16 protein-coding genes are annotated in these 14994 nt (G+C 65.8%); 8 read left to right on the top strand and 8 right to left on the bottom strand.

The genetic code is table 11. The annotated features are described in order from the left end of the window. Positions 1–80 precede the first annotated feature (80 nt). Positions 81–545, top strand: coding sequence for a DUF2505 family protein (locus tag ACH82I_RS03925; RefSeq protein WP_413335616.1), 465 nt, complete (start codon positions 81–83; stop codon positions 543–545). A 108-nt stretch (positions 546–653) separates the two neighbouring features. Here ACH82I_RS03925 and ACH82I_RS03930 read toward each other — a convergent pair whose 3' ends face one another. From ACH82I_RS03930 to ACH82I_RS03940, 3 genes are all read right to left on the bottom strand, one after another. Further along, positions 654–1133, bottom strand: coding sequence for a DUF6912 family protein (locus ACH82I_RS03930; RefSeq protein ID WP_413335618.1), 480 nt, complete (start codon positions 1131–1133; stop codon positions 654–656). Between the two features lie 84 nt (positions 1134–1217). Continuing rightward, entirely contained in the window at positions 1218–2429 is a 1212-nt protein-coding gene (locus ACH82I_RS03935) for a DNA-binding response regulator (RefSeq protein ID WP_413335620.1), read from the bottom strand. Continuing rightward, the gene (locus ACH82I_RS03940; protein WP_230743632.1) at positions 2426–3076 is read right to left on the bottom strand and encodes an SAF domain-containing protein; all 651 of its coding nucleotides are present in this window, start codon (positions 3074–3076) and stop codon (positions 2426–2428) included. Before ACH82I_RS03940 ends, ACH82I_RS03935 begins: the two co-directional genes overlap by 4 nt. A gap of 138 nt (positions 3077–3214) precedes the next feature. Here ACH82I_RS03940 and ACH82I_RS03945 point away from each other — a divergent pair, with 138 nt between their 5' ends. Continuing rightward, positions 3215–3436, top strand: a complete 222-nt coding sequence (locus tag ACH82I_RS03945) for a helix-turn-helix domain-containing protein (RefSeq protein WP_230743631.1) — start codon at positions 3215–3217, stop codon at positions 3434–3436. A gap of 47 nt (positions 3437–3483) precedes the next feature. On the opposite strand, the gene ACH82I_RS03950 is transcribed toward ACH82I_RS03945, so the two are convergent. Continuing rightward, positions 3484–3999 (bottom strand): hypothetical protein, encoded by a 516-nt coding sequence (locus ACH82I_RS03950; protein ID WP_413335623.1) that lies wholly within the window; start codon positions 3997–3999, stop codon positions 3484–3486. A 149-nt stretch (positions 4000–4148) separates the two neighbouring features. On the opposite strand from ACH82I_RS03950, the gene ACH82I_RS03955 reads away from it, so the two are divergent. Both ACH82I_RS03955 and ACH82I_RS03960 read left to right on the top strand, forming a co-directional pair. Continuing rightward, positions 4149–5075, top strand: a complete 927-nt coding sequence (locus tag ACH82I_RS03955; protein ID WP_413335625.1) for a LysM peptidoglycan-binding domain-containing protein — start codon at positions 4149–4151, stop codon at positions 5073–5075. Then, positions 5072–5554 carry an Rv3235 family protein gene (locus ACH82I_RS03960; RefSeq protein ID WP_413335627.1) on the top strand — a complete coding sequence of 161 codons (483 nt, stop codon included), beginning with the start codon at positions 5072–5074 and terminating at the stop codon, positions 5552–5554. Before ACH82I_RS03955 ends, ACH82I_RS03960 begins: the two co-directional genes overlap by 4 nt. 72 nt (positions 5555–5626) lie before the next feature. Here ACH82I_RS03960 and secA read toward each other — a convergent pair whose 3' ends face one another. Continuing rightward, positions 5627–8326 (bottom strand): preprotein translocase subunit SecA, encoded by a 2700-nt coding sequence (secA, locus tag ACH82I_RS03965; RefSeq protein WP_413335629.1) that lies wholly within the window; start codon positions 8324–8326, stop codon positions 5627–5629. A gap of 54 nt (positions 8327–8380) precedes the next feature. Next, a complete protein-coding gene (locus ACH82I_RS03970) occupies positions 8381–9622 on the bottom strand; it encodes a winged helix-turn-helix domain-containing protein (protein ID WP_413335631.1) in 1242 nt (413 codons plus the stop codon). 140 nt (positions 9623–9762) lie between these two features. Between ACH82I_RS03970 and ACH82I_RS03975 the strand changes: the two genes are divergently transcribed. The 4 genes from ACH82I_RS03975 to ACH82I_RS03990 all read left to right on the top strand — a co-directional run bounded on the left by ACH82I_RS03975 (position 9763) and on the right by ACH82I_RS03990 (position 13333). Further along, entirely contained in the window at positions 9763–10356 is a 594-nt protein-coding gene (locus ACH82I_RS03975; RefSeq protein WP_413335633.1) for a hypothetical protein, read from the top strand. Positions 10357–10404: 48 nt separating this feature from the next. Continuing rightward, positions 10405–11529 (top strand): sensor histidine kinase, encoded by a 1125-nt coding sequence (locus ACH82I_RS03980; RefSeq protein ID WP_413335635.1) that lies wholly within the window; start codon positions 10405–10407, stop codon positions 11527–11529. Between the two features lie 56 nt (positions 11530–11585). Then, on the top strand, positions 11586–12218 hold the full coding sequence (locus ACH82I_RS03985) for a response regulator (protein WP_413336737.1): 633 nt from the start codon (positions 11586–11588) through the stop codon (positions 12216–12218). 68 nt (positions 12219–12286) lie between these two features. Continuing rightward, positions 12287–13333 carry a DUF418 domain-containing protein gene (locus ACH82I_RS03990; protein ID WP_413335637.1) on the top strand — a complete coding sequence of 349 codons (1047 nt, stop codon included), beginning with the start codon at positions 12287–12289 and terminating at the stop codon, positions 13331–13333. 191 nt (positions 13334–13524) lie between these two features. Here the strand turns inward: ACH82I_RS03990 and hpf are convergent, their stop codons facing one another. Together hpf and ACH82I_RS04000 are read right to left on the bottom strand one after the other, a co-directional pair. Beyond that, positions 13525–14181 carry a ribosome hibernation-promoting factor, HPF/YfiA family gene (gene hpf, locus ACH82I_RS03995; protein ID WP_230743622.1) on the bottom strand — a complete coding sequence of 219 codons (657 nt, stop codon included), beginning with the start codon at positions 14179–14181 and terminating at the stop codon, positions 13525–13527. 66 nt (positions 14182–14247) lie between these two features. Further along, positions 14248–14970, bottom strand: a complete 723-nt coding sequence (locus tag ACH82I_RS04000) for a ComF family protein (protein ID WP_413335639.1) — start codon at positions 14968–14970, stop codon at positions 14248–14250. Positions 14971–14994: the final 24 nt, after the last annotated feature.

Below are 14994 nucleotides of genomic sequence, written 5' to 3' on the forward strand. Positions count from 1 at the left end.
AACACTATGCCCAAATATCGAGAAAGGCACGCCGATCACCGTGCCGTCATGAGCAGTACATCTGCTGGCAGACTGGACCCATGCGCACTCTGACACTCAATCATGAATATGCGACCGAGCTGTTGTCATTCCTGTCCCGACTCGCCGATGTCACGACCTGGCAGCGTCTCGGTTCCCAGGCCAGCGCCGAACGCATCGACCCCGACACCGAGATGACGGTCCGCACGCCGATGCCGGCGACGGAGCTGCCCTCGGCTCTGGCCTCGCGGCTGCCCGATCAGGCCGAGCTCGTCGAGGTCTACATGATCCCGGGAGACGTCCTCGGCGACAGCGCCGAGGTGCGCATGAGCGCGCACGCCGCGGGAGTGCCGGTCGAGATCGATGCCCTGATCATGCTTCGAGAGCAGGACTCCACGACGAGCCTGTCGGTCCATGCGGAGGTCAGCTCGTCGATTCCGATGTTCGGTTCGATGATCGAACAGGCCGTGGTTCCGATTCTCGAGAAGCGACTCAAAGACCGCCTCGTCAAGCTCGAATCGTCCTGAGCGGAGCGATGTCTGAGCGTCTCAAGCGGTCGGGCGTCTCGGTGCCTGCAGCCGCGAAGGTTCTCGACACGCGGCCGTCACTCTGCCCGTCCATCTGAGCCTGCGGACTCAGCCGCGTTCGCGCAGCAGCTCGGTCAGCTCAGTCGCGTCGTACCACAGCAGGTCGGATTCGCCGAGGAGGTCCTCCGCCTCCGCGCTCCCTGTTTCCCGGGCGAGTCGCGCCGCCTCATTCCACACCTCAGCCTCGTCGAGGTGAATGCTGGCGATCCGGGACATCTCGACGGCGGAGAGGGTGAGCAGCTCGAAGCCGGCGCTCAGCTCCCGGCCGGCCCCGGCCTCCGGTGCGTCGTAGGCGACGACCGCCCGGGGAGAGAATTCGGCATCCGAATCGGCCCGGTCCGCGTCTCCTGTCTCGAAGGACATGCTCGCGGCAAGGGCCGCCGCGATGCACATGGCGTCGAATTCCAGGGCTTCGAGTTCGTCGCCGCTCAGCGCTCTCCCCTGTGCGTCCGGAGTCACGGCGGTCACCGTTACCAGCCCGGAGCCGAGTGCGGACAGAGTGGTCGGGATATAGCAACGGATGCTCATGATTCCATCCTAGGACAGGCCCGACCGTGCGTCAGCCCGGTCCTGATCGTGCGTCAGCCCGCGCCTGAGCGAGCGTCACCCCAGTCACGTCCGGCGACGTCCCGGGCCCGTGCGCGCCCGCTTCCTGCCCGGCAGCAGCTGCCCCACCGCCTCGGCGATCTCCTGGCTGAGCACCGATTTCGGATTCTCCTCATGGAGTGTGTGTCCGGCGAGCATCGCAGCATCCGCGGTGGCGCGGTCATCACTGAACAGGAAGTCCGCTTCCACCTTGACGAACCGGTGCAGGACCTCCCGGATCCGCGCCTCGGCGGGGTGCCCGACGGCACCGGAACGGACCTTCGTGATGCCGATCCTCATCTTCTCCCGCATCGCCTCGGCCCGTTCGGTGCCGAGCAGCTTGACCAGGCGCTGCAGACCGATGGGATTGCCCGCCGCCAGGACTACGACGACATCGGCCGCGTCGAGGGCGGCGCGGGTCGCGCAGTGCCGATCGTAGAAGGGATCGGCGAGATCGTCATCGGGATCCACCCGATCGGAGACGTCGACGACGACGAGGTCGAACATCTTCACCAGCCGAGCCAGCACCGCGGCGAGCACCGATCCCCTGATCTCGGGCCACCGCTCGGGCCTGGTCAGACCCGTGATCGCATGGAAGTCCTCACGGATCGCGGCGTGCGGAAGGGAATTCAGATCCAAGGGCGGGGATTTTTCCGTTTCGCGTCGGCACAGGCTGGCAAGATGTGCGGATTCCTCGGTGAGCCCGAGCGTCGTCGCGACCATGGCCGAGACCGTATCCGCATCGACGACGACGCTGCGATGTCCCTGCCGAGCACCATGATCGCCGAGGTTGACCGCCGTCAGCGTCCTGCCCGGGGCCGAGCCGGTCCCCCACACCGTGACGATCGTGCCCACTCCTTCCCGCGCTCCGGGAGGAACACTCGGCCGCGGTGGGACGACAGTGGAGTCACGGACATCGTCGATCGCCTGCGCAATCGTGGCGGCATCGGCCGTCGAACTCACGCTCGCAGACATCCCGAGTGCGTTCAGGTTCGCGGTGTCGCCGCCGAAGCCGAGCACCTTCACGCCCGCGGCACTCACCGCGGCGATCACCTCGGCGTCGAGGCCCGGGAAGTACTCGCCGACGATCGCGACGTCGGCATCCCCTGTGCGGCACAGCGCAAGGAGTTCGACATCATCGGCCGGACGGGCGACGATCGAGACTTCGTCGATCTCGCTGAGCAGCTCGAAGAGGATGAGGTCGAATTCGAAGTCGACGGCCAAGAGTACCTGGGTCATCGTCCGTCATCCTCGGCAGCGCTCGTCGACGGTGCCCCGACGACCGAGAGGACGCTGCGCCCGTCGAGGGCGCCGAGCACATCCGAGAGCTCATCGGCGGCGACGAAGACTTCGATCCTGGCGCCGTCGCCGACACCGAAGCTGCCGACTTCTCGGGTGATGTTCGACACCGGCGCAGAAGTCACGATCTGTTCGGGGTCGACCTCCGAGTCGTCGAGTCCGTTCGACTCCGGCTGCGCCCAGACGTCGACGAGGCTGCCCGCATCGACGATCGTCGGCACGGAGCCGGAGACGTCGATGGCGACTACGCGCCCTTCGAGGTCCGACAGCGGAGTCACGGCCGAAGCCGGCAGCAGCTCGCCCTCGGCGACCACGGTGCGCACGCTCGAGCCGGCCGGCAGTTCGGAATCCGCCGCGAGGTATTTGTCGCCGATATCGGCGAGATTCACCTCTGCCACCGTCAGGTCGGCGGCGCTGAGCACCTGTCCGGGGACGAGCGCCTGAGCACTCGCCCACACGCGGGTGGTGGAATTCGCCGCGTTGATCAGCAGGTAGGTCGCCAACACGGCGACCACCACGAGCACCGCTCCGACCAGCAGCCGGACGTCAGTCCACTTCGGGCGGCGAATTCGTTTCGAGAGCTCCATTGCGTCTCCAACCGGGAAAATTGCCTCTGTCAGGAACAGTTTCTTAGGTGTAGTATTGAACATCAAACGAGGTCAAAGCAACGGTTCTGGCAAAATCAGCCAACAATCAGCCAGTCGTCCGCACGAGAAAGGGCCCTCATGGTCGTAGAAAACCGCTTCCTGCCGCTTACCGACGTGGCCGATCTGCTCAACGTCTCGATCGCTCAGGCTCGCGCCCTGGTCCGCACCGGCGACCTCCGCGCGATCAAGGTCGGCGGCCGCGGCCAATGGCGGGTCGAGAAGACCGAGATCGAGGCGTACATCCAGCGGATGTACGAACGCACCGAACACGAGATCAAGACCGGGTCGATCGACGACTGACCCCGTCTCCCCCGGCTCGGCTGCCCACGGCCCGGGTCGGCGGCGGATCAGGCGAACGGATTGACACGAGCCTGCACCATCACGATCGCTGAGAACGGAATGACCCTGCCGGCGATCTCGACATAGTCCGCGGCGACCATCGTGCTGCGCCCGCGAATCACACTTGACCGGCCCCCGATGGCCACCGTGATCTCCTCGTATGCCGCGGCCAGTCTGCGCAGGGCCGAACCGAGACCCAGCCGCTCGAGCGGGTCCGGCTCGAATCGATGATGCCGGGCATGCGTCCGCACCTCGCTGATGTGCTCGACGGCCACGATCGATGTCTCCGCGGCGGTGATTACGAGGATGCCGGCGCCGAGGAATGCCGCAGTGCCGGTGACCTCTCGAGAGTCCGCACGGACCCGGACCGAACTGCCGAGAGAGCCTCGGAGTCGCTCGAGCATCGTCCTCTCGGCCGCATGGGCAACGAACTCATCGCCGAACTCACCCCGTCGCAGATGCGCCTGCCGCGCAGCCTCCGAGGCCTCGATATCCGAGAGCAGCGCATCGATGCGATCATCCATAGGGAGAAGCCTGCCCCAGATGTAGTCGACAATCAAGAGCAGCATCACCTCGAACTCGAATTACAGCACTGTAGTTAGAGTCAGTCTATTGACAGCAAATGCTATCTAACAGCACTATGTAGATACGTTTTAGACAAAGGACGTCTACTATGCATCTTCTGATCGCGTGTGCTGGTTCCTGGCTGGCCCTGCTCGGCGCGTTCGCCGCCGCCTTGATCGGTCTGCCCGCTCCTCGTTCGGCCACCGACACGGTCGTCATCGTCGTCATCGGCGCCGCCGCGCTGGTCTTCAGCCGCCTCGGCCTCGGCGCAGTGCTTGCTCTGGCGGTGCGGCTGCTGCCCGCCGGCCGCCTGCGCTCGGTCGTGATCACCGCCATGCTCCGGATCATGCCCATCATGCTGCGCTCGACCGCACTTGCCGCCGCCTCGGCGACCTTGGCCCTCCAGTCCGCCCACGGCGCCCCGGTGCACGAATCCCCACCGCACACCGACCTCAGAGTCACCGCACCAGCTGCGGTCGACGCCTCGGCCACTGATACGGACACAGCAGTCGGTGCCCCCACCGCCCACCCGGACGCTGCGGTCGACGACTCGGGCTTAGACACGGACGCTGCGGTCGACGACTCGGGCTCAGACACGGACGCTGCGGTCGACGACTCGGGCTTAGACACGGACGCTGCGGTCGACGACGCGGGCGCGGACACGGGCGCGCCGCTCCCCGATCCGGGATGGCCGACGAGTCCCAGCGATGACGCGCCGCCGCGCGATCCGGGGTGGCCCACCGACGCCCCGGCAGCGGGTGATTCCCCGGTGGCGACCCCGCCCTCCGAAGACTCTCCGAGAACTCCCCCGGACGGCGACGATGATGCAGACGAGTCCTCTGACACCGACCCCCGGGCCTCGGGGGTCCACGTCGTAAACGACGGCGAGAGCCTGTGGTCGATCGCCGCGGATCGCGCCGCACCGAATGAGGACACCGACGAGCTCGTCGCAGAGATCTATGCCAACAACCGGGACAGGATCGGGCCGAACCCGAATCTCATCATGCCCGGACAGAGATTGGAGATTGCACCGTGATCGCCCCGTTGACTTTGACCCGGCCCCAGTCCGCCGCCACCGACATCGAGAAGGAACACCGGCCCCACGGCCATCCGGCACGCGAACAGATCCGCTCTCGGGTCAGCGGCACGCCGTCGGAGGACTCCGCCGATCGAGAGAGGATCGCAGCCACAGCGACCTCTCTGGCCGTGGCCTGCCTCGAGATCTTCTCCGGAATCAGACGCAGCGATTCGATCGCGCGGTGGGTGGACCGGGAGCTGCTGGAGAAGATCGACCATCGAGCGCAGCTGCGGGCGGAGCTGGCACCGAGCCGACCCGTGCGAGACCTCGGCACCATGCGCACCCTGCAGGCGGGAAATGCTCGAGTCTGCCGCGTCAACGATGTCGTCGCCGAGGTGACGGTGATCGTGCGGACGCAGAACCGCTTCCGGGCGGTGGCAGTTCGCTTGGAACTGCTCACCACCCGGTGGACGATGACGGCGCTGCAGACGATGTGAGTCTGCAGACGATATGAGTCTGCAGACGATATGAGTCGAGTCTCCGGACTCAGACTCCCGGTCGGTCGATGCTCAGCGCTTGGCCTTCTTCTTCGCCCGACGCTGTGCACGGTTGGCAGGCTGTTCCTCCGACTCGTACTCGTCCTCGGACTCGGCGATCGAAGATGACCCGTCCTCCGATGGGGCCGAGAGCTGCATCTTCGGCGTCGTGTGTCGCAGCTCCGCCGCGTCGACCTCGACCTCGGAGTCATCGTCCGCAGCGTCATCGGCGGATCGGCTCACGGTCACCTGCAGGGTATCGGTGAGGCGGACCACGTCCTCCTTGATTCCGTCCTGCATGGTCGTGAACATCTCGAAACCTTCGCGCTGGTACTCCACCAGCGGATCGCGCTGAGCCATCGCGCGCAGGCCGATTCCGTTCTTGAGATAGTCCATCTCGTAGAGATGCTCGCGCCAGCGCTTATCGATGACGGAGAGGACGACTCGGCGCTCGAGCTCACGGGTGGCTTCGGTGCCGAGCTCCTCCTCACGCTGCGCGTAGAATACGGCGATATCGGACTGGATCTCCTGATTGAGGCGGTTCTTCGTCAGGTTGCCCAACCCGCCGACCTCCTCGGCGAGGTCCTCAGAGGTGATCGAGGGCTCGTAGATCTTGCCGAGGGCTTCGAAGAGCTCGTCGACCTTCCAGTCCTCGACGGGTCCCGTGGTCGCCTCGGCGACATAGGCGTCGATGACTTCCTCACGGAACTTCGACACCTGCTCCTCGAGGTCCGCACCGTCGAGGACACGACGACGCTCGTCGTAGATGACGGTGCGCTGACGGTTGAGGACGTCATCGTATTTGAGGACGTTCTTGCGCTGTTCGGCATTGCGCTGTTCGATCTGCGACTGGGCCGAGAGGATGGCGCGGGTGACCATCTTCGATTCCAGCGGAACGTCATCGGGAACATTGGCCGTGGCCATGATCCGCTCCGCGGCACCGGATCCGAACAGGCGCATCAGATCATCGGTCAGTGAGAGGTAGAACCGGGACTCGCCGGGGTCACCCTGACGTCCGGAACGTCCGCGCAGCTGGTTGTCGATACGTCGCGATTCGTGGCGTTCGGTGCCCAGGACATAGAGACCGCCGAGTTCGACGACCTCCTTGGCCTCCTCCTTGACCTTCTTCTCCGCGGCCTTGAGGACGTCCTGCCATTCGGCTTCGTACTGCTCCTCGTCCTCGACGGGATCGAGTCCGCGATTCTCCATTTCGGTCACGGCGATGAATTCGGCGTTGCCGCCGAGCATGATGTCCGTACCGCGTCCGGCCATGTTCGTGGCCACGGTGACCGCGGACTTGCGGCCGGCGAGGGCGATGATCGAGGCCTCACGCGCATGGTTCTTGGCATTGAGGACCTCGTGGCGGACGCCGCGCTTACTCAGATGCTTCGACAGGTACTCGCTCTTCTCCACGCTGGTGGTGCCGACGAGGACCGGCTGTCCGGTTTCGTGGCGCTCGGCGATGTCATCGACGACGGCATCGAACTTCGCGACTTCGTTCTTGTACACGAAGTCCGACTGGTCGACACGCTGCATCGGCTTGTTCGTCGGGATCGGCACGACGCCGAGCTTATAGGTCGACATGAACTCCGCAGCCTCGGTCTCGGCGGTGCCGGTCATGCCCGAGAGCTTGTCGTAGAGGCGGAAGAAGTTCTGCAGGGTGATCGTCGCCAGGGTCTGGTTCTCGGCCTGGACCTTGACGCCTTCCTTGGCCTCGATGGCCTGGTGGAGTCCCTCATTGTAGCGACGCCCCTTGAGCACACGGCCGGTGTGTTCGTCGACGATGAGGACCTCGCCGTCGAGGACGACGTAGTCCTTGTCCTTCTTGAACAGCTCCTTGGCCCGAATGGCGTTGTTGAGGAAGCTGATCAGCGGGGTGTTCTCCGCATCGTAGAGGTTGCCGATGCCTAGGTAGTCCTCGACGCGTTCGATGCCGGGCTCGAGCACGCCGACGGTGCGCTTCTTCTCATCGACCTCGTAGTCGCGGTCGGTCTTCAGCCGCTTGACGACCTTTGCGAACTCGTCGTACCAACGGTTGGCATCGCCTTCGGCCGGGCCGGAGATGATGAGCGGGGTGCGGGCCTCGTCGATGAGGATCGAGTCGACCTCGTCGACGATGGCGAATGCGTGGCCGCGCTGCACGAGCTCGCCGGCCGACCAGGCCATGTTGTCGCGCAGATAGTCGAAGCCGAACTCGTTGTTCGTTCCGTAGGTGACATCGGCGGCGTACTGCTTGCGGCGGTTGTCCGAGGACATGTTCGCCTGGATGCAGCCGGTCTCCATGCCGAGGAACCGGAACACGCGTCCCATGAGCTCCGACTGGTACGTGGCGAGGTAGTCGTTGACCGTGATGATGTGCACGGGGTCACCGGTCAGGGCGTTGAGATAGGCCGGGGCCGTGGCGACGAGGGTCTTGCCCTCACCGGTCTTCATCTCAGCGATATTGCCCAGGTGGAGAGCCGCTCCGCCCATCAGCTGGACATCGAAGTGACGCATACCCAAGGTGCGGCTCGAGGCCTCACGGACCGCGGCGAACGCCTCGGGAAGCAGGGAATCGAGCGTCTCCCCGTCCTGATAGCGCTTCTTGAAGCGGTCGGTTTCCTCACGCAGCTCGGCATCGGACATCTCGCTGAACTCGTCGGACAGCGCGTTGATGGCCTCCGTATAACGACGCAGCTTCTTCAGAGTTCTGCCTTCACCCGTGCGCAGAATCTTCTCGAGGAAATTAGCCACTTTTCTCCTATTCGGCATGAATGCCAGACAACAACTTGAACGACTCTATAGTCCCTAGTTTAATGGCAGGTGAGTACCGCCGAAATCCACGGCGCCCAAACCGAGCCACCCGGCCATCTCCCGCAGTTCGGCCAGCAGCTCCTGAGGGTGCTCCTCCCCCGGTTCCCATGTCACCTTGTGTGCCCGCAGGATGTTCTCCTTGGTGTCCCGGTGGAGATCGATCCGCCCGACCAGGCGATCGCCGAGGAGGAAGGGGGTGACGTAGTAGCCGTGCACCCGTTTCGCGGCCGGGGTGTAGATCTCGATCCGATAGTGGAAGTCGAAGAGCCACTCGATCCGCGGCCGGTAGAAGACCAGCGGATCGAAGGGCGCGAGCAGGGCCCTGGCCTCGACGCGACGCGGTGTGCGGGCAGCATGCCACTTCAGCGCCGCCTGCCCTTCGACGTCGACCTCGCTGAGCTCGCCGGTCTCAAGCAGCGCCGCGATCGCCGCGTCGGTGGGGGCCCGCTGCTGGCGGAAGTAGTCGGCCAGACAGTCGGGTCGACCGATGCCCAGCGCACGGGCCGCAATGCGGGTGAGTTCGAGGACGTTGTCGGTCTGCCCCGACACTCCCCGTGGTCGCTCGGCCTCCGGATCGAGGCCGAGCTCGGGGCGATCGCCCGGACCGTAGGCCAGAGTCCGCTGGGGCAGGGTCGCGCTGACATCCTGCGGCAGGGCGTAGATCCGTTCGAAGTGCTCATTGCGTCCGGACGCGCTGACGACGCCGCCGGCGAACAGGGCCTCGAGAGCCATCTTGACCTGGCTCGGATTCCAGCCCCAATGGCCTCGGTGTCGTTCGGGGATCTCATGGTCGACGAGTTCGGACACCGCCCGCGCTGTCATCGGGCCTGCCGCGAGCGCCTCCAGCACTTCGTTCTGCAGGGCACGGAACTCCGCGCCGGTCTCGGCGTGGCGCTGTCCGTAGTCATTGCGCCACCATTCGGCCTGCATCCGCCCGAAGTGACCCCACGTCTCCGGTGGGACGAACGCAGCCGCATGGGCCCAGTATTCGACGCCCATCCTCGGGTGGCGGTAGAAGAGCCGGTCGAGGGTCTCCCGCGGGTAGGGGCCCAGTCGCGAGTAGAAGGGCAGGTAGTGCGAACGCACCACCCGGGAGACCGAGTCGATCTGGGTCAGCCCCATGCGGGCGAACGTGGATTTCAGATGCCGTGCCGTCACCTGTGCCGGTCGCGGTCTGTCCAGCCCCGTCGCAGCGATCGCCGTCCTGCGCGCCGCCGACAGTGTCATCTTCTGCATGCTCCCACACTAGATCACGCCACTGACTCTGCCCTTTCGGCCGACCCGGATCAGCCATTCGGCCGAAGTGACAGGGGCGGAGAAGCGGAAGGATCGTCAGTGGCAATGACCGAACCGGCAAAGGAATCCAAGGACACACCATGAAGAAGGTACTCATCGCTCTCACCTCGATCGTCTGCATCATCGGCGCCGTGGTCGGCGGCCTGGCCATCTGGGAGCACCGGTCGAAGATCTCACTCGAAGCCGAGGTGGAGGACTACCTCGACGACGTCGGAATCGACGCCACCGGAATCGATGTCCACGGTCGCCCCTACATCATCTTCGCGCTCCAGGACTCCGTCGACCTCACCTATGTCGATCTCGCGCTCCAGGACGGGACGAACAAGGATCAGCTCCTCCTCCACCGACTCAGCAACGGCAGACCCGAAAGGCTCACTCGGTTCGTCACCTTCGACCACCCCTCGGGTGAGGTCGACCCGATCGAGCGAGCCGACGGCTCGTTCACCGACTCCGCGATGGTCGACGGTTCGAAGGTCACCTTTACGGCGAAGGTCACCGACGACCGCCTCGAACTCTTCGCCGACGGCGCCAAGGCGGGCACGATCGATGTCGGTCCGGGAGTGACGGCCGAGGGGGCGGCCGTGACGGACACCGGCGTGGTCGTCGAGCTCGGCTATGACTCCCCCGATTTCGGCGATGAAAGCCGGGCCGAAAGCCGGACCGAGAAGTCCTGAGCCCGTCGACAGCGGAGCGACGGACCTCCCCGTCTACACTGAGAGGCGATGAAGACCGTGATCACGTGGCTGTGGCTCCTCCCCCTGCCTCTGACCTTCGCCTTCGAGGTGCTGGCCGGGTCGGGGTGGCTGCTCGTCGTCGCCGACCTGTTCGCCCTGGGCACCGCACTCCCGATCCTCCTGCGCACCCAGACCACGATCGCCCGCGGCCAGGTCCGACCGCTCGGTCTGCTGTCGCTGGCCGCTCTCGCATTGCTTCTCGCGCTCATCCCGGTCGCGCTGTCGACGACCCTGAGCCTGACAGTGCTGTGGCTGAGCCTGGTGGCCGTGGTGATGCTCGCCCGATCGTTCGACGCACCCTGGCAGCTGCTGCTGCTCATTCTGCTGTGCGTGAGCAACATCGCCGTCCCCCTGCTGATGCCCGGGGACGGACTCACCTTCGCCTTCGCCGTCTCTACCGTCATCGTGGCTGGTCTGTCCCTGGGACTGCTGCTGCGCATGATCGACCGGTCGCTGAGCGAGCGTCAGGCCACCGCCGCCGAGGCGGAGCGTCGACGGATGGCCACCGAACTCCACGACCTGGTCGCCCACGAGGTGACCGGAATCGTCGTCCTCTCCCAGGCGGCCGCTCGCAGCGACGATGCGCAGGTCCTCCGCTCCGCACTCGGCAAGATCGAGGAGTCCGGAACCCGGGCCCTCGACGAGATCCGCTCCCTGGTCTCGAGCACGGCGAAGGGTCCCGGTGCCAGGGCCCCTTTGGCCTCCGGTCCGCAGTCGCTGAGCGACCGCGTCTCCGAGTTCGGCGGACACGCCTCCCTCGACCTCGACCTCGATCCGGCCCTCGCCGAGGCGGTGCCCGCCCCGGTCTGGCCCGTCCTCGACCGCGTGCTGGCGGAGGCGCTGACGAACGTCCGCAGACATGCGGGAGCGCTGGTCCCTGTCGCGGTCCGGCTGTCTTCGACCGCCCCGATGGGTTCGGCCGATTCGCAGCAACTCGTCCTCACGGTGGCCAACGCGCCGGGCCCTGGCGGGATCGGCAGCGGAGGGGGCACGGGTCTGAGCGGTCTGCGCGAACGGCTCGGCCCCCTCGGCGGGACTCTGCAGGCCGGCCCCGCTCCGGAGGGCGGCTGGGTGCTTGAGTCTCGGATACCGTGGGACCCGGCAGCAGACTGAACCCAGGCACGATGAGCAAGCCCGACGATGGTCGATGGAGGACGAACGTGATTCGAGTGGCACTGGTCGACGACCAGGAGATGGTGCGGATGGGCTTCTCCCTCATCCTCGATGCGGAGGAGTCCATCGAGGTGGTCGGACAGGCCGCCGACGGAGTCGAAGCCATCGAACTGGCCAAGCGCGAAGCACCCGATGTCATCCTCCTCGACATTCGCATGCCCAAGCTCGACGGACTCGCGGCCCTGCCCCGACTGACCGCGATCTCCCAGGTCATCATGGTCACCACCTTCGACGATGACGACTACGTCGACGCGGCCCTCGACGGCGGCGCGAGCGGGTTCCTCCTCAAAGATGCGGGACCCGAGCTGCTCATTGCGGCGGTGCGGGCCGCGGCCGACGGCGACGCTCTCATCTCCCCCTCGCTCACACTCGATCTGCTCAGTCGCCGCTCCCGGACCACCCCGCCGGGCAGCGATCGCGTTTCCGGCCTGAGCGAACGGGAGAACGACGTCGCACGCCTCGTGGCGCGGGGACGGACCAACCAGGAGATCTGCTCCGAGCTCTACATCTCGCTCGGCACCGTGAAGACCCATCTGGGCAATATCCAGACCCGACTCGGGGCCCGCAACCGGGTCGAGATCGCGGCCCGGATGTGGGAGTCGGGAGTGATGAATCGGCCGAACGGCTGACCCCCTGCTTGTGAGCTCCGGCCATTGTGCCGATGTGCCACCGTAGGGTCTCGACCAGACTGGATGCCATGAGAACAGAGACCGACGACCCAGCAGACACGTCCGCATCGACCGAAACATCGAGGCGGCCTCCCCGCCGAACCCGCAAGCGCATCGCCACCCTCGACGTCATCCGCGGCATCGCCCTGTGTGGCATCATGATCGTCAACCTGCCACCGCTCTTCTCGCTCTCCTCGCTCGACGCGAGCGGGGCCGTCGAGCCCTTCTATGCCTTCGAGCAGGACTTCGTCCAGAACCGCTTCTTCCCCATCTTCTCCCTCCTCTTCGGCATCGGCTTCGGCATCATGTGGAATTCCGCGGCGGCACGCAGCGCCCGACCCCGTCTGGCGCTGCTGCGTCGCTTCGCCTTCCTCGGTGTGCTCGGCGTCCTGCACAGCTTCCTCCAGCCCGGGGAGGCACTGCTGCCCTACGCCATCGTGGCTATCGTCGTCCTCCTGCCCTCGACGTGGATCCCCGCTCGGGCCCTGGCGGCGACGACATCTGGTCTCGGTGCCCTGCTGTTGGCGGCCGGCGTCTGGCAGGGAGGAGGAATCGCCGTCATCCCGGGCCTCTTCCTCCTCGGGTTCGCGATCGGCCACACCGACTTCGTCCCCCGTGCACTCCGTCATCCCGTCTGGTTGGCACTCACCGCCGTCGTCAGCGCCGGCATCTCGGTGCTCGGCTTCGCCCTCACCGACTTCAATGCTCGGCAGCTGCACGTGGAGCTCAGCGCGGGCCTCGGCATCACCATGGCCCTGTGCTTGGTCACCATCGTCATGCTGCTCATGCTCACCCCGGTCAGAGTCCTCCTGCAGGCCGTCTTCGCTCCCCTGGGACGGATGGCGCTGAGCAACTACCTCGGAGCCACGCTGCTCATCGTCGCGGCCAAGGCCATCGAACCCGATCTGGGTCAGTTCGACGACCACGGCGGCTATCTCGCGGGCCTAGTCATCTGCGCCGGCATCATCGTCATCCAGGTCATCATCTCTGCACTCTGGCTGCGCTTCTTCGGGCAGGGGCCGCTGGAACGGCTCTGGCGCCTGGTCACCTGGGGCCGCACGGGTCAGCGCAGCTGACACTCCGCACCCGACTCATCGGAACGTCGGGACGGCGGAACCGGGACCACACGTCGTCGGCACCGGGCCGACATACGCAGATCGCCGAGGTGGGAGTCCCACCTCGGCGATCTGCTCAGTTGTTTTACTCAGTCGTTCGGCTCAGTCGGCTGCGGGCACGCTCGGTTCGTGCTCCGCCTCGGAGTCGCCGCTCAGTCGGCTGCTTCCTGAAGTTCGTGGTCGAGGGCGATGACGCCGTAGCTCCAGCCCTTCCGGCGGTAGACGACGGAGGGTTTGCTCGACTCCTCGTCGATGAACAGATAGAAGTCGTGACCGACGAGCTCCATCCGATTGAGCGCCTCTTCGATGCCGATCGGGGCGGCGGCGAAGCTCTTCTCGCGCAGCACCACCGGCGAGTCTCCTTCGGCCTTGATCCGGCCGTTGGTCTGATCGGCCGCGGCGTCGTGATCGGTGCCTGCCGAGTCCTCAGCGGGGATGATCGGATCGTCGACCGGCATCTTCGCGAGCACCTCGGCGGTGGATTCCTTGCGGTGGTGGCCGGAACGCGGAACCTTGTGGCGATCCCGGGCGCGGCGTAATCGTTCGACGAGTTTCGCCCATGCGAGGTCGAGGGCCGCATACTTGTCACTGGCCATGGCTTCCGCGCGAATCGCGGGACCCTTCGCCACCACTGTCAGCTCGACGCGTTCGCTCGTCTCCGGCTGGCGGGAGTTCTTCTCATGAGCGACGTGCACCTCAACCCGCTGGGCGCGGGGAGCAAGCTGCTCGACCTTGGCGATCTTGTCCTCGATATGAGCTCGAAAGCTGTCTGAGATGGTCAGTTGACGTCCGTTGACAACGATGTCCATGATGCTTCCTTAGCGACTCGTTCTTCGGATTGATCCGATCCCATTCCCTTGGATGGGTAAACACCGTTATACAGTAAAGGGAGAGACAAATCGAGTGCCCCCGCGGCCGAGACCGAGAACGGCTCCTGCAGCGGGTCTGATCTGCACCGATGTCAATAAACGTGCGCTTTCTGCCAGGGTCGCTCCGGTAGTTGCGAAATCGTCGACAAGCAGATCGAGACCGACTTTCCCACCCGCCGCCCCGGACCCGCTCGGTGCGATCGCCGACAGCTGCGCAGGATCGAGGTGCTGGGTTCCGGTGACGTTGGCCTGCCGAGCGTGGGCGCCGAGTCCGACCTGGTCGCGGCGACGACTCGTCAGCAGCACATCGACGACCTGCAGGGACAGTTCGGGCGCCAGTTCGGCGGCACGCCTGGCCAGTGCCGCGGTGTGCGAACCTCCGCGGCGCCGTCGAGCCCGCGGAGCGCTGGGTGCGGGGAACAGGCGAATCGGCCCGCCGAGGTAGCCTGCAAGGTCGAGGGCGGCAGTGACCGAGCGCACCAGCGCCAAGGCCAAAGGGTCGAGGATGTCGCGGCGGCCGTTGTCCTTGAAATCGACGACCATATGGGACAGCCGAGCACTGTATTCTGCGATGCCGACGACCGGCAGCTGACCGTAGCGCGGCTCCATCGCCCGCGGGATGCCGCCGAGCAGCTGCAGGCAGGCCGTGCACAGCGAGACGCCCTCCCGGCCGCAGCCGGCGCAGCGCCGCGGCAGGAAGAGCTCACTGAATTCGCCGAGCAGTCCCATGGGAGAAATCTACTCCGTCCCGCG

The organism is Brevibacterium sp. GP-SGM9, assembly GCF_047300845.1.
Classification (GTDB): Bacteria; Actinomycetota; Actinomycetes; order Actinomycetales; family Brevibacteriaceae; genus Brevibacterium.

What these genes read in the sequence shown, in the direction of transcription:
- ACH82I_RS03975 (WP_413335633.1), top strand. Translation starts at nt 9,763, where the DNA reads ATGAAGAAGGTACTCATCGCTCTCACCTCGATCGTCTGCATCATCGGC.
- ACH82I_RS03930 (WP_413335618.1), bottom strand. Translation starts at nt 1,133, where the DNA reads ATGAGCATCCGTTGCTATATCCCGACCACTCTGTCCGCACTCGGCTCC.
- ACH82I_RS03970 (WP_413335631.1), bottom strand. Translation starts at nt 9,622, where the DNA reads ATGCAGAAGATGACACTGTCGGCGGCGCGCAGGACGGCGATCGCTGCG.
- ACH82I_RS03980 (WP_413335635.1), top strand. Translation starts at nt 10,405, where the DNA reads ATGAAGACCGTGATCACGTGGCTGTGGCTCCTCCCCCTGCCTCTGACC.
- ACH82I_RS03955 (WP_413335625.1), top strand. Translation starts at nt 4,149, where the DNA reads ATGCATCTTCTGATCGCGTGTGCTGGTTCCTGGCTGGCCCTGCTCGGC.
- ACH82I_RS04000 (WP_413335639.1), bottom strand. Translation starts at nt 14,970, where the DNA reads ATGGGACTGCTCGGCGAATTCAGTGAGCTCTTCCTGCCGCGGCGCTGC.
- ACH82I_RS03990 (WP_413335637.1), top strand. Translation starts at nt 12,287, where the DNA reads ATGAGAACAGAGACCGACGACCCAGCAGACACGTCCGCATCGACCGAA.
- ACH82I_RS03940 (WP_230743632.1), bottom strand. Translation starts at nt 3,076, where the DNA reads ATGGAGCTCTCGAAACGAATTCGCCGCCCGAAGTGGACTGACGTCCGG.
- ACH82I_RS03950 (WP_413335623.1), bottom strand. Translation starts at nt 3,999, where the DNA reads ATGGATGATCGCATCGATGCGCTGCTCTCGGATATCGAGGCCTCGGAG.
- hpf (WP_230743622.1), bottom strand. Translation starts at nt 14,181, where the DNA reads ATGGACATCGTTGTCAACGGACGTCAACTGACCATCTCAGACAGCTTT.
- ACH82I_RS03925 (WP_413335616.1), top strand. Translation starts at nt 81, where the DNA reads ATGCGCACTCTGACACTCAATCATGAATATGCGACCGAGCTGTTGTCA.
- ACH82I_RS03945 (WP_230743631.1), top strand. Translation starts at nt 3,215, where the DNA reads ATGGTCGTAGAAAACCGCTTCCTGCCGCTTACCGACGTGGCCGATCTG.
- ACH82I_RS03935 (WP_413335620.1), bottom strand. Translation starts at nt 2,429, where the DNA reads ATGACCCAGGTACTCTTGGCCGTCGACTTCGAATTCGACCTCATCCTC.